Genomic DNA, 20077 nt, shown 5'->3' on the forward strand with positions numbered 1-20077 from the left:
AGGTCAAATGTACAAGAATATCCTGATCCCGGTTGCTCTGGACCAAGAATACGACACACAAGCGTCGTTTGAAGCCGCGCGCCAATTGGCTGATGCGGACGCTGTATTCACTGTGATACACGTCCAAGAGCCAATTCCGGCGTATGTAGGGTCTCAGATTCCCAGCGAAGTACTTGCCAATACGCGGCATGAAATCCTGGAAAACCTGCATCAAACTGCTTCTGAAATTCCAGGCGCGAAGGCTCGGCTCATCTCTGGGCACGCGGGTAGGGCTATTGTAGACTTCGCAAATGAGAGCGACGCGGATTGCATCGTCTTGGTTTCGCACAAGCCTGGTTTTGAGGACATATTTTTAGGTTCCACTGCGAACAGAGTCGTGCATCACGCCAGGTGCTCGGTTCACGTAATTCGCTGAACCAAACCTTGCGGTGAGAGATCTTGATCGAATGGCCTCTTTCTTCGTCTTGATTGTCACTGAGCGGCAATTCAGGAGACGAATTTCCGCTCCTGACGTAGAATTTTTCCTGTGGTGGTCCGCGCTTCGACGGCAGCGTCAGCTAGACCGGTGTGTTTGTGGGCTTCACTGTAGCCATCTGCCGTAAGCCCCCCTCAGCAGGGGATCGACTGTTGAACCGAACGAGGAATTGTGCGCACCCGTGGCCGAATGGGTGGATATTTAGGTGGACAAAATCAAACTTCTATATGGATTTTTTATAAAAATCATAAAGATAATGAATACTAGTGGTGACATTCGCGACACCCTGGCCCCAATCTGGCACACAAAAGCCGACACAGCGCGCAAAGCAATGAACCGGCTAAACATTGTCTTTCGCCACGCGGCCGCGCTTGGATTGGACGTTGACCTTCAGGCAACAGAAAAAGCCAAAGCGTTGTTGGGAAAGTCACGTCACAAGCCGAAACATATCCCAGCAATGCTGTGGAGCGATGTCCCTGCTTTCTACTCAAGCTTAGCGGAACCGTCTATCTCGAACTTTGCAATGAGGCTGCTGATCTTGACAGGCGTTCGTTCAAAACCTTTGCGGTTTCTCAAGCTCGAACAGATTAAGGGAGACGTTTGGACTATACCCGGTGAGGCCATGAAAGGTCGAAAAGGGGCAACAAGTGATTTCCGTGTGCCGCTTTCGCAGGAAGCGCAACGCGTTATCGACCTTGCCCTACCGCATTCCAGAAATGGTTTCCTTTTTCCGAATACACGGCAGGGCGTGATCTCCGATATGACGCTCTCAAGGATGATGGAGCGTCGCAAATTGGACGCCCGCCCGCATGGCTTCCGCAGCAGTCTTCGCGACTGGCTGGCTGAAGCCACCGACGCACCTCACGAAGTAGCGGAAGCAATGCTGGGACACGTAACTGACTCTGGTGTCGTTCGAGCTTACAGACGCACAGATTTTCTTGAGCAGCGTGGGTTGTTGAGCGACCAATGGGCGAGCTACGTGTGCGGTGGAACTAGGGAAGTCGTGTCTTGCGTCTCAACACAGTAATTAACGCTAGCCTGGACCACTCTAAATACAGTGGCTGAGCAAATCTAAACAGCTACATATTGAATTGCACCAATTAGTCCGCTAACATTGGAACTGTTGCTGCGCAAGATGTGCAGCTCGTCTTCCCCGACACGGGGGCACCCATTGGTGGGACGAGCGGCCGTTTGCGATCATTCTGGCTTTCGTCCCGAGTAAGAAAGGACGACTGTCACAATGAGCACATTCACGGCGACTTCCGCAAAATACCTGACCCTAATGGAACTTCGCGAGAAGCTCGGGAACCGTTCTCGTTCATCCATTTATGCCGACCTAGCTGCAGAGCGGCTTCCCAAACCCGTCAAACTCGGTGGCCGTTTGTTGTGGATCGAGGAAGAAATCGATTCCCACCTCCGCGCTCTACGCGATGGCGACATATGCTAATCGCGCGCAGTGGAGGATCCATTATGGTCGATCGCTTCGATACATCGACAATAGCTAACATCACTTGTGACGCTGTAAGCCCAGGGGAACTTGGAAAGCTGCGGAAGGTTACTTAAGATGAGTAATTTCAACGCCAAACGTGCCCGCACAAAACGTCCCTGCCCACTTTGGGTAGACGCATTCCAACGTGATACACAACACCTCGCAGCCGATGAAGTTGGCGCCTACATGCTTATTCTCATGGCGATGTGGGTTCGCGAAACATGTGATTTCCCTGATGATGACCGCCGCCTTGCGGCGGTCTCCAGGGTGTCTTCCCGCCTCTGGAAATCGCGTATCGGATCGGTCATCAGGGAGTTCCTTAAAGTCGACGGCGGCATGCTGGTTTCCCGGAGGTTACGGAAAGAAGCCGCTTACGTTGAACAACAGGTTGCGCGACAGTCAAACCGAAAAAAGGGTCAGAATCCAGATAAGCCTCTGAAAAGTAAAGATACGATAGCAACCGTGGATCCTTCCGCGGAGCAACCTACCCAACAACCCAACAACCCAAATAATTCCGATACTTACGTATCGGCGTTTGCCGACACAGTCGATTTCACAAAAGAAGTCTTCGACAGAGGTGTTGCCTTCCTTGGCAAATACGGAACTCCTGAGCCGAAAGCGCGCACTCTTATTGGGATGTGGCGCAAGCAATCCGGCGACGCGGCCACATTTAATGCGCTTCGGGACGCAAGCCGAATGGGTGTGACAGAGCCAGTCTCTTGGATCACCGCCGCCCTTAAAACCAATACCTCAACCAAGCCCGACCTTGATGCGCTCATGAACGGTGTCAGTTTTGGAGGCCACAAATGAACCATCGTGAGAATTTCTTGAAATCCAAGCTCAAGGATCTGCTTGAACGGCGCTCTATGCCCCGGCATCTGGCCGGGAATGGAAAGGCCCAGAGCGAAGAAATGAAGTCGCTGGCAATCACAGTTGGTAAGTTTGCGCCTCGCAGTGGTTACGAGGATTGGTGGCCGAAGTTCCAACAGCAGTTGGACGAGGACGCCAAAACACGCGCTTGGCCCACGGCCTTCGAAATAAAGTCTGCGGCTCAGTTGGTGCAGGGGACCACGACCCACCGCCCCGCGCAGGGCGACGAGATTGACACTCTTAAGGTTTACGCCGACCGAATCAAGGCAGGCGAAGCTGTTGATGAAGGCTGCCTGTTTGGCGCCATTTGTGTTGAAATGAAGTCTCGCGGACTGATGAAGCCGGACACGCTCCGCAACCTTCGTATGGCTTGGTACTCAAACGTCAAAGAGGTCTATGGCGAGCAAAAGGCAAACCAGATGGAGACAGAAATGATCAAACGTCAAGAAGCCGCTGAGAAGGCAGCGCACGCGGAATCTAAGCCCCAAACTCTCCCCTCCACCAATTCACTGCAGTCAATTCGATACGATTGGGATAGTTCAGAATGAACTCAGTGGAAACACCTGCCATTGTGGGAAGCAAGGCGATGGGCGGTAAACCCGTCGCCTCACGCGCATCATGGGGTTTGCAGAGTATGTTAACAATTGCTGTGGTTTTTTGATGGGGCGACCGACCAATTTTGAGAAGAAATTCCGTGTGCGCTGTCAAGGCGACCCCATAGACTGGCGCGCGCTTCTGTCACGTTGGCGGCCTTGCCCTGCGGAAGCGCACAAACACAGAAACTACCAGAGGGATTGCTCACAGTGCCAAGGCGTAGACTGCAAGCGGATGGCTGAACTGGGCTTGAACGATAGTGGAGAACCACTGCCTAAGTCAGAGCGTCCAACGTGCGGCGCAAAAACACGTAACGGCGGCCAATGTCAGGCCCTAGTCGTTCCTGGCAAACGGCGCTGCCGATTGCATGGTGGGCTTAGTACTGGTCCGAAGGGCAAACATAGAGTTTTCGCAAAGAGTCCGTAGAACCGTAAGCGGCGACTGCAGGTCATTGTGTTTTCAGCTTGACGGCTTAAAGATCCACGAGAGCAGATCGTCGATCTTGTTTTTGGGGTGACCAGTTGCGATGGCTTCGAGCGTGGCCTTGAGATTTGCGAAGGGTTAGGATGCAATTATTCTCAGCACGCTCAAATTGCTCAAGTGTCCGGCGCGCTTCTGCGGGCGTTTGGTTTCCGAGAGATGAGTGCGGTCTGACGTTGTTGTAGTCGTGTCGCCAGAGCGCCAATTTGCGGCGGGAGTCATCCAGACTGTCGAACATCTCCTTGTTCAGAAGTTCATCGCGCAGGCTGCTATTGAATGACTCGATGAAGCATTCTGCTGAGGCTTACCAGGATCGATGTAGTGCCATTCGACTTCGTTGTCGTTGGCCCATTTCAGGATCGCGCGACTGGTGAACTCCGTCCCATTGTCAGTGACAATCCGACCGTTCTGACCGACGCGGCATTTGCCTACATCTGGTTGGGTCTTTTTCTGAAAGCTGAACCCATCGCCGAACGCGCGGTAGAGCTCAATCCGAACTCGGCATTCAACTGTTCTGTCTGCGGCCACGTTCTAGCAATCGTTGGCCGAAAGGACGAGGGCATCAAGTTGACTCGAAAGGCTTTCCTTTTGAGCCCGAGAGATCCGCTGGAATACATGTTTCATCTCTATGAAGGCTCTGCGCTCTTCTTCACAGACGACCTCCGCGCCGCCCAACGTGCTCTTGAACATTCTCTTCGGCTAAAGCCCGATCTTATGTTTCCCCGAATGTTTCTTGCCGCGATCTTTGAAAAAGAAGGCCGCACCGAAGATGCTCAGCTCCAATTGAAAAGAATTATTGATTTCGGATCCGGGGACGCGATCAAGAATATTTTTCGCCCCCGTCCCGAAGGAACCTTGTGGCCCTCCCTAACCGAACCGATCAGGAGGGTTTACGATGGTGATGTTCCTAGTCCGTTAGGTGCCTGAGTGTCTGAGCTCTGTTTCTCGTTTGGTAAAGTCTGCTTAGTCCCGCAAAGCAGATATTGAGCAGATTTCACGAAATGTCCGCTCCGAGCCCAAAGAAGTCGCTGAGTTCCTTTCTGACTGGGGTTGCTTTGCACGAAGGGTTGCCCGCATGCTCTGCGCCATTCATCTGTGTGAAGATAGGATACCAAATGCATATTTTATCCAGGGCCACTGGCCTCCTGTTGTCCGCAATGGGCGCCTTGCCGTTTGCAGCCAGTGCCCAGAGCCAACCGAAACTGATCCTCCAAATAACCGTCGATCAGCTACGCGGCGATATGCCAATCAGACACCTGACGCAATTTGGAGAGGGCGGGTTCCGTTATCTTCTGGAGGAAGGCATTCACTACAACAATGCTCACCACACACATGCCAACACTGAAACGATTGTAGGGCATACGACGTTGGCAACCGGTGCCAATCCCGCAGCGCACGGTATGGTAGGAAACCTGTGGTATGATCGTGAAGCCGGACGCACCGTCTACAACATTGAAGACCCGGATTATTCGATCCTCACAAGTGGTGCCGACGTTGACGACGAAACCGAAATCGACCCCACACAACGCGCCGCAACCAGCGATGGCCGCTCGCCACGCACCATTCTGACATCGACGTTTGGCGATGAACTGTCAGTAAACACAGCCGGTCGGGCAAAAGTTTTTGGTGTCTCTATCAAAGATCGTGGCGCAGTTGCGATGGCGGGACATGCAGGCAAGGCATTCTGGTTTTCCAAGGCTGCCGGGGAATTCGTGACAAGCAGCTACTATTACGATGCCTATCCCAAATGGGTCGATGTGTGGAATGATAGAGGTCTGCCGCAGAGTTTTAGCGGCCGGTCGTGGGACTTGCTGAACCCCATTGACACCTATCTTTTTGCCAATAGTAACGAAGGAGGATACAAGCCGGATTTTGCCGGTTTCGGGAGCACGTTCCCTCATCCTCTTGGGGATGTGGAAGGTAGATATTACACGACTTTTCTTACGCTTAGCCCTTTCGGGGACAAGATGACAGCTGATTTCGCCAAGACCTTGATTGATGCCGAAGACTTGGGCGACGACGACGTTACCGATTTCCTTGCAGTGAGCTTTTCGGTCACCGATTACGTGGGCCATTTCTTCGGTCCCTCAAGCCTTGAGGCCGAAGACAATCTGCTGCAGCTTGATCGAACGCTGGCCGATTTCTTTGCCTACGTCGATACTGAGGTAGGACTTGAGAATACTCTAATCGTTTTGTCTTCAGATCATGGCGCTCCTGAAGCGCCTGGGTATCTTGCTTCCATCGGCATACCGGGGGGGTACGTGACTCCAGATCAGTGGAATACAGCACCCGCTGTTGAGAGGATCAAAGATCGCTTCGGGATAACCGGTGAGTTGTTTGAAGGGTATGACCACCCCTATTTGACCTTGGCCGCGGGCGTGCGTAATAACCCAAATATTGACCGGGTCGCGCTTGAGACCGCAATCGCAGATGAACTGGTATCCTTCGAAGGTGTAGCCTACGCCGTGCCAAGTTCGCGCCTTCGCGAGGGATCACTGCCGGACAACGCTTTGATGCAAGCGGTATTGAATAACTATCACCCTGACCGGTCAGGAGATATTTACCTCGTTTTCCAACCAGAATGGTTCATCAACGATATGGATGGTTTGTCGGTAACGGTGACCCATGGCTCACCGTGGCGCTACGATACTTTTGTTCCGATCCTGTTTGCTGGTTCAGGTATCTCGCCGCAGAAAGTATCGCGTCGCGTGCATACGATTGACGTTGCATTGACCCTGTCCATTGTTGCGGGCACTCGGCCGCCTTCTGGAGCGACTGGAGAGGTTCTGCTCGAAGTTTTGGGGCAATAGAGGGTGCCAGATCAAGCGGAATTGGTTATCGCAAGTTCGATTTCTCGAACGGCAGGATTGTCCCGCACACCCGTCGTTGGTGTCCATTCGTTCGAACGTCCGCTTTTGCGACCGACCCTCGACAAAACAAATTGATTAAACCGAACACTGGCTTCGGCAAGAGAAGTGCCAAACATCATAGGTGGACAGATAGGTGGATAAATTTTAGGCAAGAATGCCTAAATATATGATTTTAAGAGATTTATGATGATATAGTGGTGCCCGGGGGCGGAATCGAACCACCGACACGAGGATTTTCAATCCACTGCTCTACCCCTGAGCTACCCGGGCACGGGAACGACATTTGTCGTTGGGTGGAGGCGTTCTATGACTTGCTACCGGCAGTGTCCAGAGGCTTTTTTACATTTTTTCAGTGCGGTCGCATTGTATTGTGTTCGTCCGCATCGGCCTCGGACTCAGGGTCGTCTTCGCGCTGAGACGGGACCGCGTAAGAGCCGTTCAGCCACTTGGCCAGATCAATGTCTGCGCAGCGTTTCGAACAGAACGGGCGGAACTTCTTTTGCGTTTCTTCTCCGCAGATCGGGCAGCTCATTTCAGGACCTCAGCGACAGGTAACCGGCTGCGTTTGCGCTGCAATTCGAAATGACCCAGAGGTGTCCATCCCGCCAATATCGTCTCATCCGGATCCGACTTGAAGGCCGCACGCAGGGCGGATTCGAACCCTCGGCGGTCTTTCTTGGGCATCGGAGCCAGATCCAGTGTGATCTGCCCTGCCAGCCCGCGCACACGCAATGCACGTGGCAAAGCTTTGGCACAAGCGAAGTTGGCTTTTGTTCCGGCCGCCAGCGACGTATCCGCGCCTGTGTTCACGTCAACGGCCACCAATGCGCGGGTCGGTTCGATATAGAGGTATCCGCCTCCGGGGAGAGGTTCGGAAACACCACGGGCAACATCCAGCGCATCCAACACACCATGGGTTTCAAAACTGCCGGTTTTCGTCACAACCTCGGCAGGATCGGTCCAGTCGCGCCATGCGAGGATATGCGGGCTGTCACCTTCGATGAGCAGTTCGACGTCGGAGCCCTCGTCCGTCATCACTTGTTCAGCTTGCGCAAGCATGGCCGAAATGTCGTCGGCAATGTCACCGGCATCCGCATCCATGCAGCAGGAGCGGAGGATCAACCCGTAGGGGCTGTCGCCCATTTGTTCATGCGCGATTTCAAGCAGTTGATCGCGCTTGTCGTCATCCTTGATGCTGCGCGAGATGTTCAGGCCCGGCGCGTCGGGTGTGACAATGGCAAAGCGGCTTTTGAACAGGATGCGGTTGGTTACAGGGATGGCCTTGCCGGGCTCGGCATATCCGCCCACCTGCACCAGAAGCGAGGCACCCGGCGCTAACCCTTTGACCTGTCGAAGAAAAGCCGGGCCGTCGGGTGTCGTCAGGAACATGCCGCCCTGCCCCTTGACCGGTCGATCGGCGCGGGCGCGATAGATGGTGCCGGGTGCCGGCGCGTCGGCGGCAATCAGGAGATCATCAAGCTTTCCGTCGACCATCAATGCCGCGGCCTCGCGGCCTTGGATATGGTCCAGAACGATGGTGCGACCTTTCATGATGCCTCGCGATATAGTGGGTAGCCGATCCCTTGCAGCAAGGCGGCCGTCTCGGACAGGGGCAGCCCCACGATGCCAGTGAACGAGCCCGAAATCCATGGGATGAACGCACCAGCAGGGCCCTGAATCGCGTAGGCCCCAGCTTTGCCCTGCCAATCACCGGTCGCAAGGTAGGCGTTGATTTCAACGTCAGACAGGCGTTTGACCTTGACCTGCGAGACGACATCACGTTGCAGGATGCGATCCCCGCGCCGAACGGCGACCGAGGTGATCACCCGGTGGCGGCGACCGGACAGAGCGTACAGGAACTCTGCGGCCTGACCCTCATCCTCGGGCTTGCCCAGAATACGCCGCCCCAGTGCAACTGTCGTGTCCGCGCAAAGCGTGATGTCACCTCTATCCGATTGAACTGCCATTACTTTTTCACGCGTAATGCGGCTGCAATAGGGAACAGGAAGCTCACCCTTCAGCGGTGTTTCGTCGATGTCAGGGGGGCGGATGGCGTCGGGCTGCACGCCAAGCTGCGCCAGCAGGTCCAGCCGCCTTGGGCTGCCCGATCCCAGGATAAACGCCATCTCGGCAGGCGTTATTTGAAGCGGTAGTTGATCCGACCCTTGGTCAGATCATAGGGGGTCATCTCGACCTGAACCTTGTCGCCGGCCAGAACACGGATGCGGTTCTTGCGCATCTTTCCTGCCGTATGTGCGATGATTTCATGGCCGTTTTCCAGCTCGACCCGAAACGTCGCATTAGGCAGGAGTTCCTTCACGACACCGGGAAATTCGAGCGTATCTTCCTTGGCCATGTTGTCTCCATCATTAGGTTGCGCCCGCAGAATCTGCGGGGATGTGCGCTTAAATGAGCCTATTTTTCCCTTATTTCAAGGGCGGATTCATCTAAAGGGTGGATAATGTGACCGTTTCGACTCGGGCGTCCTGCTCTGGCCAATGGGTCCGGTTCAGCACGTGCCCATCGGCGCGAACCGCGGCGATGGCGGACAGGTCGACATCCGCATAGGTCCAGCCGGGCTGGTTCAGAGTGCCCTCGGCCAGCACCCCGGTGGCAGGAAACCCCTTGTCCGGCGGGCCGAAAACGCCGCCCATGCCGGTGTTCATGTCCACAGCTACGGACCAGTCGTTGGCTCCGACCAGTGACGACATAACCGTAACGCATTGATTTTCCAAAGCTCTTGACATTGCCCCGATGCGAACACGCCAATACCCTGACAGCGCTTCGGTGCAGGACGGAACAAGGATCATATCCGCTTGGCTGAGTGCGCGGCCCAGCAGGGGAAACTCGCTGTCATAGCAGATCAGAACACCGATTTTACCCAGCGCGGTGTCGAACAGCTTGAGCGGACCGCCCGGCGCAATGTCCCAGTCCTCGCGTTCAAAGCGGGTCATGATCTGCTTGTCCTGATGGTCGCGGCCACCGTCCGGGGCGTAGAACGCGGCGCGGTTCACCGGGCGGCCGGACCCATCCACAACCGGGGCAGATGCACCCAAAATGTACGTTTTGTACGCACTTGCGAGGTGCGAGTGCAAATTTTGTACATTCTCGAACCGGTCCGAAACCGCGCGGATCGAGCGTTCAAGATCACCCGCCACCTCGGCACCATCGAGCGTCGACACCTCCATCGCGCCGTATTCGGGGAACACCAGCAGCCCGGCCCCCTGCCCGGCGGCGTCGGCAACCCAACGGTCCAGCTTGTCCTCGTACTGCGCCCAGCTGTCGAGCCAGTCGAGATTATACGCTGCGGTTGCGACTTTCATTGGTGGTATCCCCTGAGCCGATGTGTCGAGGCACTAAACCGTGAGAGCCGCTGCGTGTACAGTTCAATCTGGTGGTGACGGGGTGAAGGGGGGTGGAAGAGCCCTAGGCAGCCGTCGCCACTAGAACAGGATGCTGCTAGTGCGTTTGACAGCACCGAGCCCGAAGTGCATGATGCTGCGTTCGGCTCGGGTGGCAGCGACCCGTAGCTTTCTGACTTTGCGAGGCGAAGGCGGTTGGGCATTACGGATCGGCGCGACCGGCCCGATAGCGGCCATTCGACGGTCTAGAGCGGACGGGGATTAGCGCTCAAGGTCGGCCCCGAACTAGTCAGAACCTGCCGGGATACATACTCATCATACTTTGGACATCGGCATCGCTGGAGAAGGCGTCCGGGTTGCGGGAAAGAACCTCCCAGATGAATTCCCGCCGGGCCCGGGCGTCATCGGGCTGCGTTTCCTCAGGGCGGGGGCGCGGGGCGAAGTGGAATACACGCTGGATGAAGCCAAGAGCCTTTTGAAGCGGCGGGACTGTGCGGGCGCTGGTCATGAATGCGTTCATCTCTCGGGCCTTTCCTGCTGCTGTGAAGGTGCTCCCACTGTAGCGGCTGCACGATTTTCCCGGTATCGGCTGCGGCGATGTGCTATTCTACAAAAATGAAGAGCGTACTCCGGAGCTGGTCAGAAATCAGGGTCTTTCTTGCCGTCGTGCGCGCGGGGTCCACCTTGGCTGCCTCGCGCCAGCTCGGCATGGCCCAGCCAACCGTTGCGCGCCGCATTGAGGCGCTTGAGCATGAGCTAGGCGTAACCCTGTTCGAGCGGGACACGCGCGGCTTCCGGCCGACCGAAACAGCACGAGCGATCCTGCGGAACGCGGAAGAAATCGAAGCGGCGGCAACCTGCCTGGCCCAGACGGTTGAAACGCTGCGCAGCACCAGGCCGATCCGGATCACGGCCTATTCCGGCAACTTCTCGCCCCGGATCGCAACGATCTTCAACGAGTTCTCTTTGCTCCGCCCCGATGTCAGCTTCGAATTCCTGCCCAGCGTCGAAGTCCTGGATTTATCGGCTGGCGAAGCGGACATAGCACTGCGCGTGACAAGAAGCCCTCCCCATCCGGACCTCATCTGCCGCAAGATAAGCACCGCGCGTTACGCGCTTTTCGGATCCCATTCATACGCCGAAAAACACGGGTTGCCGACCTCGGTAGAAGACTTGTTCAACCATACGTTTGTCAGCTTCCTACGTGAAGGTGTGCCGTCAGCCTTTCACGATTGGCTGATCCGCTATGCGGAACCTGATCAGATCAGGCAAACCTATTCCGAGCTGGACCTGATGCATGCCGCCATCCGGTCGGGTCATGGCCTTGGCATCATAAACGTGAAACTTGCCGAAAGCGATGACACGCTCATTCAATGCTTTGCGCCGCTCGAGGAGATGAACTCGGAGCATTTGATGCTGATTGCGCCAGAGGCTTATAGTCGCCCCGAAGTAAAGGCCTTCGCGAAATTCTTCGCGCCCCGCTATGCTGCCATTTTCAGGTAGAAGCTTCCCGTGAAACCGGAATAGTGAATTGGGGCGGTTAATCACACCGATTGCGTTTTCACCCGCAAACCGACTGTCTTCGAATTGCGCTTCGAACGACCGCTCTCCGGCTAGCCTGCATACGCTCCCTCAAACGAAAATTCCCGTTGGTCACGTCCGCTTCCGGCTAACTGCGGTTATAAACTCAACCGAGGCAGACGACCGCTCGGTCCGCACTGCTGCCATTTAAAATGATCAACACTGCACCTGCAGCGAATGGCAGCTTTGCTGGCCTCCACTCACTTCCGGCAACACACAGAAAAGCCTTGCTGCACCGCCCCCAACCCGAACCCTACAAATCCCTGATCCAGAACTGCAACGGCTTCAGCGTTTCTCCCTCCTCCCCGATATCCTTCCACGAGAATTGGGCGATTGCGCCGGGTAAGGGCTTGTATCCGCGGGCGCGCCAGAAGGTATCCAGCGGGCGGTAGAGGTCGGGGCGCAGGGGGTGGTCGGTGGGGCGTTGCACGCTGCAAAAGGCGCATTTGGTAAAGCCCAGATCGCGGGCGTGCCCCTCGCGCCTGTCGAAGAATTTGTGGCCGACGCCCTGCCCGCGATAGTCCGGCAGCAGGACGGATTCGGCGCAATAGAAGATCTGGGACAGGTCCAGCCCGGTGTCTGCAAAGGCCGCGGCGAAATCGTCGGCGTGGTCGGTCAGCGGCGCACCGGTCGAGGCGCCGATCAGGCGGTCGCCGTCGAAGGCACCGACCACGATGGCCTTGTCGCTGTCTCGGTAGGATTGCAGGTATTTGCGCTCGTATTCCAGATCACCGTCATAGAGGTAGGGCCAGGCGTGAAACACCCTGATCCGCAGGCGGGCAACATCGTCCAGAGCGGCCCCGAGTGCCGCTCCGGTCAGGGGGCGGACGTCGGTGACGTCAGCCATTCGAGACCTGTTTGGTCCAGTCTGCAAGGTTGTAGAAGGTGGTGACGCGGGTGATCTTGCCGTCCCTGAGATCAAAGAACGATCCGGCAGGCAGGCGATAGGTCTGGCCGTGCGCGTCGGGCAGGCCCTCGTCGGTTTCCAGATAGGTGCCGTTGACGATGAACTCGGCCGCGGCGCGGGTGCCGCCTTGGGCTTCGAACACGACGATGTCGGTCAGGTTTTCGCGGTAGCAGCGGTTCATATGGGCGCAAAAGGCCGCGAACTTGTCCTTGCCGAAGCGAATCTGGCCTTCGTTCACGTGATGGGCCACGTCATCGGACAGGCAGGCCAGCATGCCATCGACGTCACCGGCGTTGAAGGCATCGAAATAGGTTTTGACGGTCTGGTTCATGTCCCCTCCGTTGGTTCGCCCCAGCGGTCTTTCAGATGCTGAATGATCTGGTCGCGGGTCTGTCGGTAGTGATGTAGCTTTTGTTCGCGGGTCTCGCCCATCCCGGTAGGGTCCATTATTGGCCAATAATCGACATCGAGGTGAAAAACACGGGTCAGTTCCAGCGCCTGCCGCTGGCTGGCGGGCGACAGCGCCACGACCAGATCGAACGAGCTGAGGTCATCGCCCCATTCCTGCATCTCGTCAAAGGAGCGCGAGCGGTGGCGGGACAGTTCCACGCCGACCTCGTGGCAGACCGCGATGCTGAAGCCGTCGATTTCCAGATCGTTATGCACACCGGCGGACTGGACATAGGTGCCGGTGCCATAGAATTTCTTCATCAGCCCCTCGGCCATTGGGGACCGAACCGCGTTGTGGTCGCAACAGAACAAGACCGACTGCGGCAGAGGCTTCACGCGTCAGCCCCCAAAATGCAGAACGCAGATCAGCGTGAACAGGCGGCGGGCGGTGTCGGTGTCGACATCTGCCTTGCCTTCCAGCCGTTCCTGCAACACGCGGCTGCCTTCGTTGTGGATACCCCGGCGGGCCATGTCGATGGTTTCGATCTGGCTGGGTGGCAGCGATTTCACCGCGTCAAAATAGCTTTCGCAGATCTGGAAGTAATCCTTGACCACCTGCCGGAAGGGACCGAGCGACAGGTGAAACTCGGCCGCTTTTTCGTTGGCCTCGGTTTCAATGTCGAAGACAAGCCGTTTGTCGCGGATCGAAAGCTGAAGGCGATAGGGGCCTTCGGGCACAACGCGGTCGTCGCGTTTGGGCAGCGAGAAGCTGTTTTCTTCAAGCAGATCATAGATGGCGACCTTGCGCTCCTGCTCGATCTCGGGCGTGGGCGGCGGCAGATTTCTATCATCCAGTTCGATATGCGAGATGCGGGTCATCTTTACAGTCACATTCCTTGCGTCAGCACAGACCTATAACAATGATATTCAACGGGCAACGCACAGAAACGCCATATGCGCCCGGTCTTTGCGTCATTTCAGCCATTCAGGCGGTTCAGGCGCGCGGTGACCGAGAGGCCATGCGCCTCGAGGCTTTCCGAGCGCGCCAGCTGTTCGGCGGCAGGGCCGATCGCACGCAGGGCTTCGGGGGTCATCTGGCTGAGCGTGGTGCGCTTGAGGAAGTCCATCACGCTGAGGCCCGACGAAAACCGTGCCGAGCGGGCGGTGGGCAACACGTGGTTGGGGCCGCCCACATAGTCGCCGATGGCTTCGGGTGTGTACTGACCCAGAAAGATGGCTCCGGCGTGGATGGTTTTTTCGCTCAGCGCGCGCGGGTCGGCCACGCAAAGTTCCAGATGTTCCGGGGCAATGCGGTTGGACAGGGCCGCGGCCTCGTCCAGGTTGCGCACGGTGATCACCGCGCCGTAGTCGCGCCAGCTGACCCCGGCGATGGCGCGGCGTTGCAGGGTTTCGAGGCGTTTTTCGACCGCCTGCGCGACAGATTGGCCGAATGCGGCGTCGTCGGTGATCAGGATCGACTGCGCGCTTTCGTCATGTTCGGCCTGGCTGAGCAGGTCCAGCGCGATCCAGTCGGGGTCATTGTCCTTGTCGGCGATGACCAGAATTTCCGAGGGGCCGGCAATCATGTCGATGCCGACCTTGCCAAAGACGCGCCGCTTGGCGGCGGCGACAAAGGCGTTGCCCGGTCCGGTGATCTTGTCGACGGGCGCGATGGTGTCGGTGCCGTAGGCCAGCGCCGCCACGGCCTGCGCGCCGCCGATGCGATAGACCTCGTCCACACCCGACAGCTGTGCCGCCAGCAGCACCAGCGGGTTCACCTGCCCTTCGGGCGTGGGCACCACGATGGCCAGCCGTTCCACACCGGCCACTTTGGCCGGGATGGCGTTCATCAGCACCGATGACGGGTACGAGGCCAGCCCACCCGGCACGTAAAGCCCTGCGGCCGAGACGGCAGACCAGCGCCAGCCAAGGGTGGCCCCGGCCTCATCCGTCCATTCCTGATCCTCGGGCAATTGCCTTTCGTGATAGGCCCGGATACGGGAAGCAGCCAGTTCCAGCGCCGTGCGATCTTCGGCCCCGACCAGCGCTACCGCATCCGCGATATCCTGTGCGCTGAAGGCCAGCGTTTCGGGTGTCAGCGTCAGCCGGTCGAATTTCGCCGTCAGTTCGATAACCGCCGCATCGCCCCGGTTGCGCACGTCGTCGATGATCTGCGCCACAACCGCATCCACATCCGGGCTGTCCTCGCGCTTGGCCGAGAGCAGGGTCCGGAAGGCGGGTTCGAAATCGGGCGATTTGGTATCAAGGAAAACGGGCATGATCTGGCACTCCGGGCGTTGCGCATTGGGACATATCGCCCGGAGCGCGCGGCCTCAACCCTCAGCCCACGGGGTGCAGCGATTTGTGCATGGCAAAGCAGGACAGATCCCCGTGGCCGCAGCACCGGCCGGTAGCCTGCCAGATCTGCGATCCAGGTTTGATCCAGCCCCGGATCGTGGCCGGGTCCTTGTTATCGGTCCATTGCGCGATGGCCTGCGGGTCACCCTGATGATCGGCCCCGCAGAGCTGCGTGATCGAACGGATCAGAACCCGACTGATGTCGAAAACGTCGAAAACGGTGGCGCGACGCAGAGTGACACCTTCGGGCACCTTCGAAAACGCCTGAGATATGCCGCGCTTGTTCTGCATCTATTCGGGGTGATGCGGGGCCTGACCGGAGGGGGCCTGATAGGGGCGCGTCACGTCCTTGAGGGTGGCATCCAGCGCCTCGACCGTCAGGCGGATCGCACCGTCACCGGCCAGCGTCAGCAGGACATGGCCCGCGCCATCCTCGCCGGGTTCGAAAACGACCGACATCAGCGACATGATCATGTCGGTGTCACCGCGATCAATGCCCTGACTGGACACCGAGAGAACCGAACCGAAGACCAGCACCGACTGCACCCGTTCAAACGGGCGGTCGCGGCGGGCGGCGGCATCCTTGTCTTCCCAACGAAAGCGGTTCAGCAGCAGGCCAAAACGGCGCTGCGACGGTTGCCACTTCATCTCGGTCACCGGAAACACGGCATCCTGCGCGAGGGTCGAGATCACCTGAAGGTCATCTGCATCCTCGGCCCCAAGATTTAGCGGCGCCTCGCGCCCGTCTTCAAAACTTGCGTCTGTCATTGGCCCTTGATCCGTTCAATCTTTGCGCCCACACCTTCCAGCTTGCGCACCACATGTTCATATCCGCGGTCCAGATGATAGACCCGGCTGACCGTTGTTTCCCCTTCCGCCGCCAATCCGGCAAGGATCAGCGAGACCGAAGCCCGCAGGTCGGTCGCCATCACCGGCGCGCCTTTCAGACGTTCGACCCCGGTCACCGTGGCGGTGCCGCCATGCACCTCGATCTGCGCGCCCATGCGCACCAGTTCGGGGGCGTGCATGAAGCGGTTTTCGAAAATGCGTTCTTCGAGAACCGAGGTGCCTTCGGCCGTACACATCAGCGCCATCATCTGCGCCTGCAAGTCGGTCGGGAAGCCGGGGAAAGGTTCGGTCACCACATCCACCGCGCGCACGCGCCCGTTTTTGCGCGCCACTTTCAGACCGCCTTCGGTTTCTGAAACGCTGACGCCTGCCGCATCCAGTTTGGCCGCAAAGGATTCGACCAGTGACATGCGACCGCCCAGCAGTTCGACCTCGCCCCCACAAATCGCCGGGGCCAGCATATAGGTGCCCAACTCGATCCGGTCGGTGACAACCTGATGTGTGGCCCCGTGCAGCCGGTCGACGCCCTGAATTTCGATGGTCGGGGTACCTTCGCCGGAAATCTGGGCACCCATCTTGCGCAGGCATTCAACCAGATCGACGATCTCGGGCTCGCGCGCGGCGTTCTTGAGCACCGTGGTGCCCTTGGCCAGCGTGGCGGCCATGACGATGTTTTCGGTGGCCCCGACCGAGGCAAAGCGCATCTGATGCACGGCCCCTTTCAGACCACCCGGAGCCTTGGCGTGCAGATAGCCGTCCTTCAGCTCAACCTCGGCGCCCAGCGCCTCGAGCCCTTCGACATGCAGGTCCATCGGACGGGCGCCGATCGCACAACCGCCCGGCAGTGACACGACCGCCTGCCCGAACCGCGCCAGCAAGGGGCCCAGCACAAGATTAGACGCACGCATCTTGCGCACGATGTCATAATCGGCGGTCTGGCTGGTCAGGCTGTGGCTGGACATTGCAATCACCTGACCGTCTTGCAGCGACGACACCTCGGCCCCCAGCGATTGCAGCAGCGCGGTCATGGTCTTGATATCGCTCAGCCGCGGCGCATTGGTCAGCGTCAGCGGTTCTTCGCTTAACAATGTTGCGGGCATCAGCGTCAGGCACGCATTCTTGGCCCCCGCAATCGGTATCTGACCGTTCAGCGGGCCGTTGCCCGTTACCAGAATCGAATCCATCTGCTCTTATCCCTCGTCCTTGTCAGGCTTGTCCCCCGCGGCCGCGCGCGCCTTGGCCTGCACCTTGCGACGCGCCATGTTGGCCTTGAGCGCCGCCTTCAGCCGCGCCTCGCGCGCATCGCCGGGTTTACCTTGTTTTTTGGGTGAATTTTTATCCGTCATGATCTTTCTCTACAGGAGGCGAAAAAAACCGTCCAGACACCCTTGCGCCGCGTTTCGTTTGAGTCTAATCACCCGCCCACAGCGCTGCTGTAGCTCAGAGGTAGAGCACTCCCTTGGTAAGGGAGAGGTCGAGAGTTCAATTCTCTCCAGCAGCACCATCCTTCATATTCCTGCGAAAAAGCGCGCTTTTATCCGGAAGGGTTTGGGTGTTCCGGCGTCTTTGACCATTGGCGTTTCAGAGACTTTTGTGGTGCGCGTTTGGATTATGGGCGGTTCGATACAGCCCGGAGGCGTCGAGCGCTGTGCGTGGTCGTACCACGAGCTTGGCAAGGGGGACCCGCTGCGCGCGCCCGTTGCATCCCTTGGGCCAGCGGCTCTTTCAGGGCATTGAACCCATTCCAGAGCCATAGATCGTTTCGTGACGGTCGGGCTTAGGTCATGCCCAGCGCTTCTTTGTACATTTCGATGACGGCCTCTTGCTCGGCGATGTCATCCTTGTCCCTTTTTCTGAGCGAGATGATGCTGCGCAAGGCCTTTACGTCATAGCCGCGCGACTTGCTTTCGGCGTAGACCTCTTTGATCTGGTCGGCGATGTCTTTCTTTTCCATCTCAAGGCGCTCGATACGTTCCACAAACTGGCGCAGCTCGCCCGCGGTGACCTTGTAATTTGCTTCTGCTTCTTCAGACATGCTCATCTTTTTTGTTCCCGGTTATGGACCTGCAACCAGAAGAGGACAGCCTGCGGCTGGCGGTGAACGGCGGTGGCCCGATCAACGGGAGCACCTTCGATACGCGCCTGCCCCAGAGGCTGAAACCCTGGTGTGGAATGCCGGATACAGTGCTGCCGCCCGGGTCGCAAGCACCCAATGGGCTGGCGCACTTGTATGACCCCAACCGATCCGTTAAGCGCGTGATCAGGTCACGAGGATATGGGGGGAACCATGTTTGAATTCATCACCTGGGGCGGTGCAGCCCTGTCTGTGGCCGGGCTTGCCGGTCTGGTCTGGTGCATTCTTCGCGTGATGCGGGCGCGCAAGGCCGGTCTGTCGGATGACGAGCTGCGCGCGGTGGTTCAGGGGGTCCTGCCCTGGAACCTGGCCTCGCTGTTTCTGTCGGTGCTTGGATTGATGCTGGTCATCCTCGGGATATCCCTTGGATGACCATCCGGTTCACACCGGCAAGTTATCAAACTGCGCTTCAATCGCATCTTCGCACAAGGCCGCATCCAGACGACGCAGGCGCGAAGGCACCTCCATCCCCTGCTGCCGCATCCGGTCAACAATTTTACTCACACTCGGCTGAAGCGCCAAACGCGTTTCCAGACCCGCGTTCACAAGCTTACGTTCAAGCTGCTCGGCTTCGGAATAAAGACCAGTCGGTGTCATAACTATCCTCCCAAGTGGCGCCAGTATCCCCAATATACGTAACGGGATTACGACCCGCAGATAATATCGTAGCCTTGTGCGGGAAATTGCCTGCCATGGTCGAAGTTTCGGCAATCTGACGCGGATAGGTTAAAGATTAAGCCAGGATTTCAGCGGTTGCTTTGACCGGCATCAAATTCAGGTTCGATATTGCATCACATTCCAATTCACATATATGATATGCGAGACCGAAACGGAGAAGATCATGACACCGAAAGTGAATGCGTTTTTTGACGAGCAGACCTTTACGGTTTCCTACGTGGTTCATGAACCTCAGGGGCGGGCCTGTGCCATCATCGACAGCGTACTGGATTTCGATCATGCCTCGGGGCGGACGGCGACAACCTCGGCGGACAAGATCATCGATTTTGTGCGCGCGCAGGACCTTAAGGTCGAGTGGATTCTGGAAAGCCATGTCCATGCCGACCACCTGTCGGCGGCCCCCTATCTGCAACAGGAGCTGGGCGGAAAGATCGGGATTGGCGACCAGATCGTCACCGTGCAGGACACGTTTGGCAAGGTTTTCAACGAAGGAACCGAGTTTCAGCGCGATGGCAGCCAGTTTGACGCGCTGTTCAAGGAAGGCGACAGTTTTCACATCGGCCAGATGCGGGGCGACGTGCTGCACACCCCCGGCCATACACCGGCCTGCATGACCTATGTGATTGGCGATGCGGCATTTGTGGGTGACACGCTGTTCATGCCCGATTTCGGCACGGCGCGCTGTGATTTTCCCGGAGGATCGTCGGCCACGCTGTTCCAGTCGATCCAAAAGATTCTGTCGCTGCCGGACAATACCCGCATCTATGTCGGGCATGATTACAAGGCTCCGGGCCGCGACGAATACGCGTGGGAGACGACGGTGGGTGAGCAGAAGGCGCTGAACGTCCATATCGGACAGGGGCGCAGCATCGAAGACTTCGTGGAAATGCGCGACGCGCGGGACGCCACGCTGGCCATGCCGCGCCTGATCCTGCCGTCTTTGCAGGTCAACATGCGGGCCGGTCAGATGCCCCCGGCGGATGAACAGGGCGATGTTTTCCTGAAACTGCCGGTCAACAAGCTGTGACGCTAGCACAACA

At 57.8% G+C, this 20077-nt stretch carries 29 protein-coding genes, 2 tRNA genes and 1 pseudogene; 13 read left to right on the top strand and 19 right to left on the bottom strand.

Annotated elements, in window-relative coordinates:
* The first annotated feature begins 7 nt into the window (after positions 1-7).
* The 6 genes from I9182_RS09675 to I9182_RS20535 all read left to right on the top strand — a co-directional run bounded on the left by I9182_RS09675 (position 8) and on the right by I9182_RS20535 (position 3854).
* Positions 8-415, top strand: a complete 408-nt coding sequence (locus I9182_RS09675; protein ID WP_209508050.1) for a universal stress protein — start codon at positions 8-10, stop codon at positions 413-415.
* Positions 416-680: 265 nt separating this feature from the next.
* Positions 681-1502: a tyrosine-type recombinase/integrase gene (locus tag I9182_RS09680; RefSeq protein ID WP_348540394.1), complete on the top strand. Its 822-nt coding sequence runs from the start codon at positions 681-683 to the stop codon at positions 1500-1502.
* Between the two features lie 255 nt (positions 1503-1757).
* The gene (locus I9182_RS09685; RefSeq protein WP_245222591.1) at positions 1758-1922 is read left to right on the top strand and encodes an AlpA family phage regulatory protein; all 165 of its coding nucleotides are present in this window, start codon (positions 1758-1760) and stop codon (positions 1920-1922) included.
* A 117-nt stretch (positions 1923-2039) separates the two neighbouring features.
* A complete protein-coding gene (locus I9182_RS09690; RefSeq protein ID WP_209598109.1) occupies positions 2040-2774 on the top strand; it encodes a DUF1376 domain-containing protein in 735 nt (244 codons plus the stop codon).
* Positions 2771-3382, top strand: coding sequence for a hypothetical protein (locus I9182_RS09695; RefSeq protein ID WP_209598110.1), 612 nt, complete (start codon positions 2771-2773; stop codon positions 3380-3382). The genes I9182_RS09690 and I9182_RS09695 overlap by 4 nt, the downstream gene beginning before the upstream one ends.
* Positions 3383-3662: 280 nt before the next feature.
* A complete protein-coding gene (locus I9182_RS20535; RefSeq protein ID WP_280922669.1) occupies positions 3663-3854 on the top strand; it encodes an HGGxSTG domain-containing protein in 192 nt (63 codons plus the stop codon).
* A 166-nt stretch (positions 3855-4020) separates the two neighbouring features.
* Here the strand turns inward: I9182_RS20535 and I9182_RS09700 are convergent.
* Positions 4021-4328, bottom strand: a pseudogene (locus I9182_RS09700) (integrase core domain-containing protein); the annotation flags it as partial.
* Here I9182_RS09700 and I9182_RS09705 point away from each other — a divergent pair.
* Positions 4230-4835 (top strand): tetratricopeptide repeat protein, encoded by a 606-nt coding sequence (locus I9182_RS09705; RefSeq protein ID WP_209598316.1) that lies wholly within the window; start codon positions 4230-4232, stop codon positions 4833-4835. The pseudogene I9182_RS09700 and the gene I9182_RS09705 overlap by 99 nt on opposite strands.
* A 188-nt stretch (positions 4836-5023) precedes the next feature.
* Positions 5024-6718 carry an alkaline phosphatase family protein gene (locus I9182_RS09710; protein ID WP_245222577.1) on the top strand — a complete coding sequence of 565 codons (1695 nt, stop codon included), beginning with the start codon at positions 5024-5026 and terminating at the stop codon, positions 6716-6718.
* Positions 6719-6973: 255 nt separating this feature from the next.
* On the opposite strand, the gene I9182_RS09715 is transcribed toward I9182_RS09710, so the two are convergent.
* From I9182_RS09715 to I9182_RS09745, 7 genes are all read right to left on the bottom strand, one after another.
* A tRNA-Phe gene (locus I9182_RS09715) sits at positions 6974-7048 on the bottom strand.
* A gap of 79 nt (positions 7049-7127) precedes the next feature.
* The gene (gene yacG, locus I9182_RS09720) at positions 7128-7310 is read right to left on the bottom strand and encodes a DNA gyrase inhibitor YacG (RefSeq protein WP_209598111.1); all 183 of its coding nucleotides are present in this window, start codon (positions 7308-7310) and stop codon (positions 7128-7130) included.
* Positions 7307-8329 carry a ribonuclease E/G gene (locus I9182_RS09725; protein ID WP_209598112.1) on the bottom strand — a complete coding sequence of 341 codons (1023 nt, stop codon included), beginning with the start codon at positions 8327-8329 and terminating at the stop codon, positions 7307-7309. Before I9182_RS09725 ends, yacG begins: the two co-directional genes overlap by 4 nt.
* Positions 8326-8904: a Maf family protein gene (locus tag I9182_RS09730; RefSeq protein WP_209598113.1), complete on the bottom strand. Its 579-nt coding sequence runs from the start codon at positions 8902-8904 to the stop codon at positions 8326-8328. Before I9182_RS09730 ends, I9182_RS09725 begins: the two co-directional genes overlap by 4 nt.
* An 11-nt stretch (positions 8905-8915) precedes the next feature.
* Positions 8916-9134 carry a translation initiation factor IF-1 gene (infA, locus tag I9182_RS09735; RefSeq protein WP_005978431.1) on the bottom strand — a complete coding sequence of 73 codons (219 nt, stop codon included), beginning with the start codon at positions 9132-9134 and terminating at the stop codon, positions 8916-8918.
* A gap of 91 nt (positions 9135-9225) precedes the next feature.
* Positions 9226-10101 carry a carbon-nitrogen hydrolase family protein gene (locus I9182_RS09740; RefSeq protein ID WP_209598114.1) on the bottom strand — a complete coding sequence of 292 codons (876 nt, stop codon included), beginning with the start codon at positions 10099-10101 and terminating at the stop codon, positions 9226-9228.
* Positions 10102-10429: 328 nt separating this feature from the next.
* Positions 10430-10660, bottom strand: coding sequence for a hypothetical protein (locus tag I9182_RS09745; protein ID WP_209506266.1), 231 nt, complete (start codon positions 10658-10660; stop codon positions 10430-10432).
* Between the two features lie 95 nt (positions 10661-10755).
* Here I9182_RS09745 and I9182_RS09750 point away from each other — a divergent pair, with 95 nt between their 5' ends.
* Positions 10756-11643: a LysR family transcriptional regulator gene (locus tag I9182_RS09750; protein WP_170442075.1), complete on the top strand. Its 888-nt coding sequence runs from the start codon at positions 10756-10758 to the stop codon at positions 11641-11643.
* A gap of 331 nt (positions 11644-11974) precedes the next feature.
* On the opposite strand, the gene I9182_RS09755 is transcribed toward I9182_RS09750, so the two are convergent.
* The 9 genes from I9182_RS09755 to I9182_RS09795 all read right to left on the bottom strand — a co-directional run bounded on the left by I9182_RS09755 (position 11975) and on the right by I9182_RS09795 (position 17571).
* Positions 11975-12568, bottom strand: a complete 594-nt coding sequence (locus I9182_RS09755; RefSeq protein WP_209598115.1) for a GNAT family N-acetyltransferase — start codon at positions 12566-12568, stop codon at positions 11975-11977.
* On the bottom strand, positions 12561-12959 hold the full coding sequence (locus I9182_RS09760; RefSeq protein WP_209598116.1) for a ketosteroid isomerase-related protein: 399 nt from the start codon (positions 12957-12959) through the stop codon (positions 12561-12563). The genes I9182_RS09755 and I9182_RS09760 overlap by 8 nt, the downstream gene beginning before the upstream one ends.
* The gene (locus I9182_RS09765; protein WP_209505795.1) at positions 12956-13414 is read right to left on the bottom strand and encodes a low molecular weight phosphatase family protein; all 459 of its coding nucleotides are present in this window, start codon (positions 13412-13414) and stop codon (positions 12956-12958) included. Before I9182_RS09765 ends, I9182_RS09760 begins: the two co-directional genes overlap by 4 nt.
* Positions 13415-13417: 3 nt before the next feature.
* The gene (locus tag I9182_RS09770) at positions 13418-13897 is read right to left on the bottom strand and encodes a UPF0262 family protein (RefSeq protein ID WP_171722821.1); all 480 of its coding nucleotides are present in this window, start codon (positions 13895-13897) and stop codon (positions 13418-13420) included.
* 98 nt (positions 13898-13995) lie between these two features.
* Positions 13996-15297 (bottom strand): histidinol dehydrogenase, encoded by a 1302-nt coding sequence (gene hisD / locus I9182_RS09775; protein WP_209505793.1) that lies wholly within the window; start codon positions 15295-15297, stop codon positions 13996-13998.
* Between the two features lie 61 nt (positions 15298-15358).
* Positions 15359-15667, bottom strand: coding sequence for a hypothetical protein (locus I9182_RS09780; RefSeq protein ID WP_209598117.1), 309 nt, complete (start codon positions 15665-15667; stop codon positions 15359-15361).
* The gene (locus tag I9182_RS09785) at positions 15668-16144 is read right to left on the bottom strand and encodes a DUF2948 family protein (protein WP_209598118.1); all 477 of its coding nucleotides are present in this window, start codon (positions 16142-16144) and stop codon (positions 15668-15670) included. It abuts the gene before it with no gap.
* Positions 16141-17409, bottom strand: a complete 1269-nt coding sequence (gene murA, locus I9182_RS09790; RefSeq protein ID WP_209598119.1) for a UDP-N-acetylglucosamine 1-carboxyvinyltransferase — start codon at positions 17407-17409, stop codon at positions 16141-16143. Before murA ends, I9182_RS09785 begins: the two co-directional genes overlap by 4 nt.
* Positions 17410-17415: 6 nt before the next feature.
* Positions 17416-17571, bottom strand: coding sequence for a hypothetical protein (locus I9182_RS09795; protein WP_209598120.1), 156 nt, complete (start codon positions 17569-17571; stop codon positions 17416-17418).
* An 83-nt stretch (positions 17572-17654) separates the two neighbouring features.
* Between I9182_RS09795 and I9182_RS09800 the strand changes: the two genes are divergently transcribed.
* A tRNA-Thr gene (locus I9182_RS09800) sits at positions 17655-17729 on the top strand.
* 273 nt (positions 17730-18002) lie between these two features.
* Here the strand turns inward: I9182_RS09800 and I9182_RS09805 are convergent.
* Positions 18003-18266, bottom strand: coding sequence for a DUF2312 domain-containing protein (locus I9182_RS09805; RefSeq protein ID WP_209505782.1), 264 nt, complete (start codon positions 18264-18266; stop codon positions 18003-18005).
* 17 nt (positions 18267-18283) lie between these two features.
* Between I9182_RS09805 and I9182_RS09810 the strand changes: the two genes are divergently transcribed.
* The gene (locus I9182_RS09810; protein ID WP_209598121.1) at positions 18284-18520 is read left to right on the top strand and encodes a hypothetical protein; all 237 of its coding nucleotides are present in this window, start codon (positions 18284-18286) and stop codon (positions 18518-18520) included.
* A complete protein-coding gene (locus tag I9182_RS09815; protein WP_209505778.1) occupies positions 18513-18731 on the top strand; it encodes a hypothetical protein in 219 nt (72 codons plus the stop codon). Before I9182_RS09810 ends, I9182_RS09815 begins: the two co-directional genes overlap by 8 nt.
* Positions 18732-18740: 9 nt before the next feature.
* Here I9182_RS09815 and I9182_RS09820 read toward each other — a convergent pair whose 3' ends face one another.
* Positions 18741-18956 (bottom strand): hypothetical protein, encoded by a 216-nt coding sequence (locus I9182_RS09820; RefSeq protein WP_209505776.1) that lies wholly within the window; start codon positions 18954-18956, stop codon positions 18741-18743.
* A gap of 244 nt (positions 18957-19200) precedes the next feature.
* Between I9182_RS09820 and I9182_RS09825 the strand changes: the two genes are divergently transcribed.
* Entirely contained in the window at positions 19201-20064 is an 864-nt protein-coding gene (locus I9182_RS09825) for an MBL fold metallo-hydrolase (protein ID WP_209598122.1), read from the top strand.
* The last annotated feature ends 13 nt before the right edge of the window (positions 20065-20077 follow it).

Origin of the sequence: Ruegeria sp. HKCCSP351 (assembly GCF_017872535.1) — a bacterium.
Taxonomy (GTDB): domain Bacteria; phylum Pseudomonadota; class Alphaproteobacteria; order Rhodobacterales; family Rhodobacteraceae; genus Ruegeria.

What these genes read in the sequence shown, in the direction of transcription:
- I9182_RS09675 (WP_209508050.1), top strand. Translation starts at nt 8, where the DNA reads ATGTACAAGAATATCCTGATCCCGGTTGCTCTGGACCAAGAATACGAC.
- I9182_RS09685 (WP_245222591.1), top strand. Translation starts at nt 1,758, where the DNA reads ATGGAACTTCGCGAGAAGCTCGGGAACCGTTCTCGTTCATCCATTTAT.
- I9182_RS09690 (WP_209598109.1), top strand. Translation starts at nt 2,040, where the DNA reads ATGAGTAATTTCAACGCCAAACGTGCCCGCACAAAACGTCCCTGCCCA.
- I9182_RS09695 (WP_209598110.1), top strand. Translation starts at nt 2,771, where the DNA reads ATGAACCATCGTGAGAATTTCTTGAAATCCAAGCTCAAGGATCTGCTT.
- I9182_RS20535 (WP_280922669.1), top strand. Translation starts at nt 3,663, where the DNA reads ATGGCTGAACTGGGCTTGAACGATAGTGGAGAACCACTGCCTAAGTCA.
- I9182_RS09710 (WP_245222577.1), top strand. Translation starts at nt 5,024, where the DNA reads ATGCATATTTTATCCAGGGCCACTGGCCTCCTGTTGTCCGCAATGGGC.
- yacG (WP_209598111.1), bottom strand. Translation starts at nt 7,310, where the DNA reads ATGAGCTGCCCGATCTGCGGAGAAGAAACGCAAAAGAAGTTCCGCCCG.
- I9182_RS09725 (WP_209598112.1), bottom strand. Translation starts at nt 8,329, where the DNA reads ATGAAAGGTCGCACCATCGTTCTGGACCATATCCAAGGCCGCGAGGCC.
- I9182_RS09730 (WP_209598113.1), bottom strand. Translation starts at nt 8,904, where the DNA reads ATGGCGTTTATCCTGGGATCGGGCAGCCCAAGGCGGCTGGACCTGCTG.
- infA (WP_005978431.1), bottom strand. Translation starts at nt 9,134, where the DNA reads ATGGCCAAGGAAGATACGCTCGAATTTCCCGGTGTCGTGAAGGAACTC.
- I9182_RS09740 (WP_209598114.1), bottom strand. Translation starts at nt 10,101, where the DNA reads ATGAAAGTCGCAACCGCAGCGTATAATCTCGACTGGCTCGACAGCTGG.
- I9182_RS09745 (WP_209506266.1), bottom strand. Translation starts at nt 10,660, where the DNA reads ATGAACGCATTCATGACCAGCGCCCGCACAGTCCCGCCGCTTCAAAAG.
- I9182_RS09750 (WP_170442075.1), top strand. Translation starts at nt 10,756, where the DNA reads ATGAAGAGCGTACTCCGGAGCTGGTCAGAAATCAGGGTCTTTCTTGCC.
- I9182_RS09755 (WP_209598115.1), bottom strand. Translation starts at nt 12,568, where the DNA reads ATGGCTGACGTCACCGACGTCCGCCCCCTGACCGGAGCGGCACTCGGG.
- I9182_RS09760 (WP_209598116.1), bottom strand. Translation starts at nt 12,959, where the DNA reads ATGAACCAGACCGTCAAAACCTATTTCGATGCCTTCAACGCCGGTGAC.
- I9182_RS09770 (WP_171722821.1), bottom strand. Translation starts at nt 13,897, where the DNA reads ATGACCCGCATCTCGCATATCGAACTGGATGATAGAAATCTGCCGCCG.
- hisD (WP_209505793.1), bottom strand. Translation starts at nt 15,297, where the DNA reads ATGCCCGTTTTCCTTGATACCAAATCGCCCGATTTCGAACCCGCCTTC.
- I9182_RS09780 (WP_209598117.1), bottom strand. Translation starts at nt 15,667, where the DNA reads ATGCAGAACAAGCGCGGCATATCTCAGGCGTTTTCGAAGGTGCCCGAA.
- I9182_RS09785 (WP_209598118.1), bottom strand. Translation starts at nt 16,144, where the DNA reads ATGACAGACGCAAGTTTTGAAGACGGGCGCGAGGCGCCGCTAAATCTT.
- murA (WP_209598119.1), bottom strand. Translation starts at nt 17,409, where the DNA reads ATGGATTCGATTCTGGTAACGGGCAACGGCCCGCTGAACGGTCAGATA.
- I9182_RS09795 (WP_209598120.1), bottom strand. Translation starts at nt 17,571, where the DNA reads ATGACGGATAAAAATTCACCCAAAAAACAAGGTAAACCCGGCGATGCG.
- I9182_RS09805 (WP_209505782.1), bottom strand. Translation starts at nt 18,266, where the DNA reads ATGAGCATGTCTGAAGAAGCAGAAGCAAATTACAAGGTCACCGCGGGC.
- I9182_RS09810 (WP_209598121.1), top strand. Translation starts at nt 18,284, where the DNA reads ATGGACCTGCAACCAGAAGAGGACAGCCTGCGGCTGGCGGTGAACGGC.
- I9182_RS09815 (WP_209505778.1), top strand. Translation starts at nt 18,513, where the DNA reads ATGTTTGAATTCATCACCTGGGGCGGTGCAGCCCTGTCTGTGGCCGGG.
- I9182_RS09820 (WP_209505776.1), bottom strand. Translation starts at nt 18,956, where the DNA reads ATGACACCGACTGGTCTTTATTCCGAAGCCGAGCAGCTTGAACGTAAG.
- I9182_RS09825 (WP_209598122.1), top strand. Translation starts at nt 19,201, where the DNA reads ATGACACCGAAAGTGAATGCGTTTTTTGACGAGCAGACCTTTACGGTT.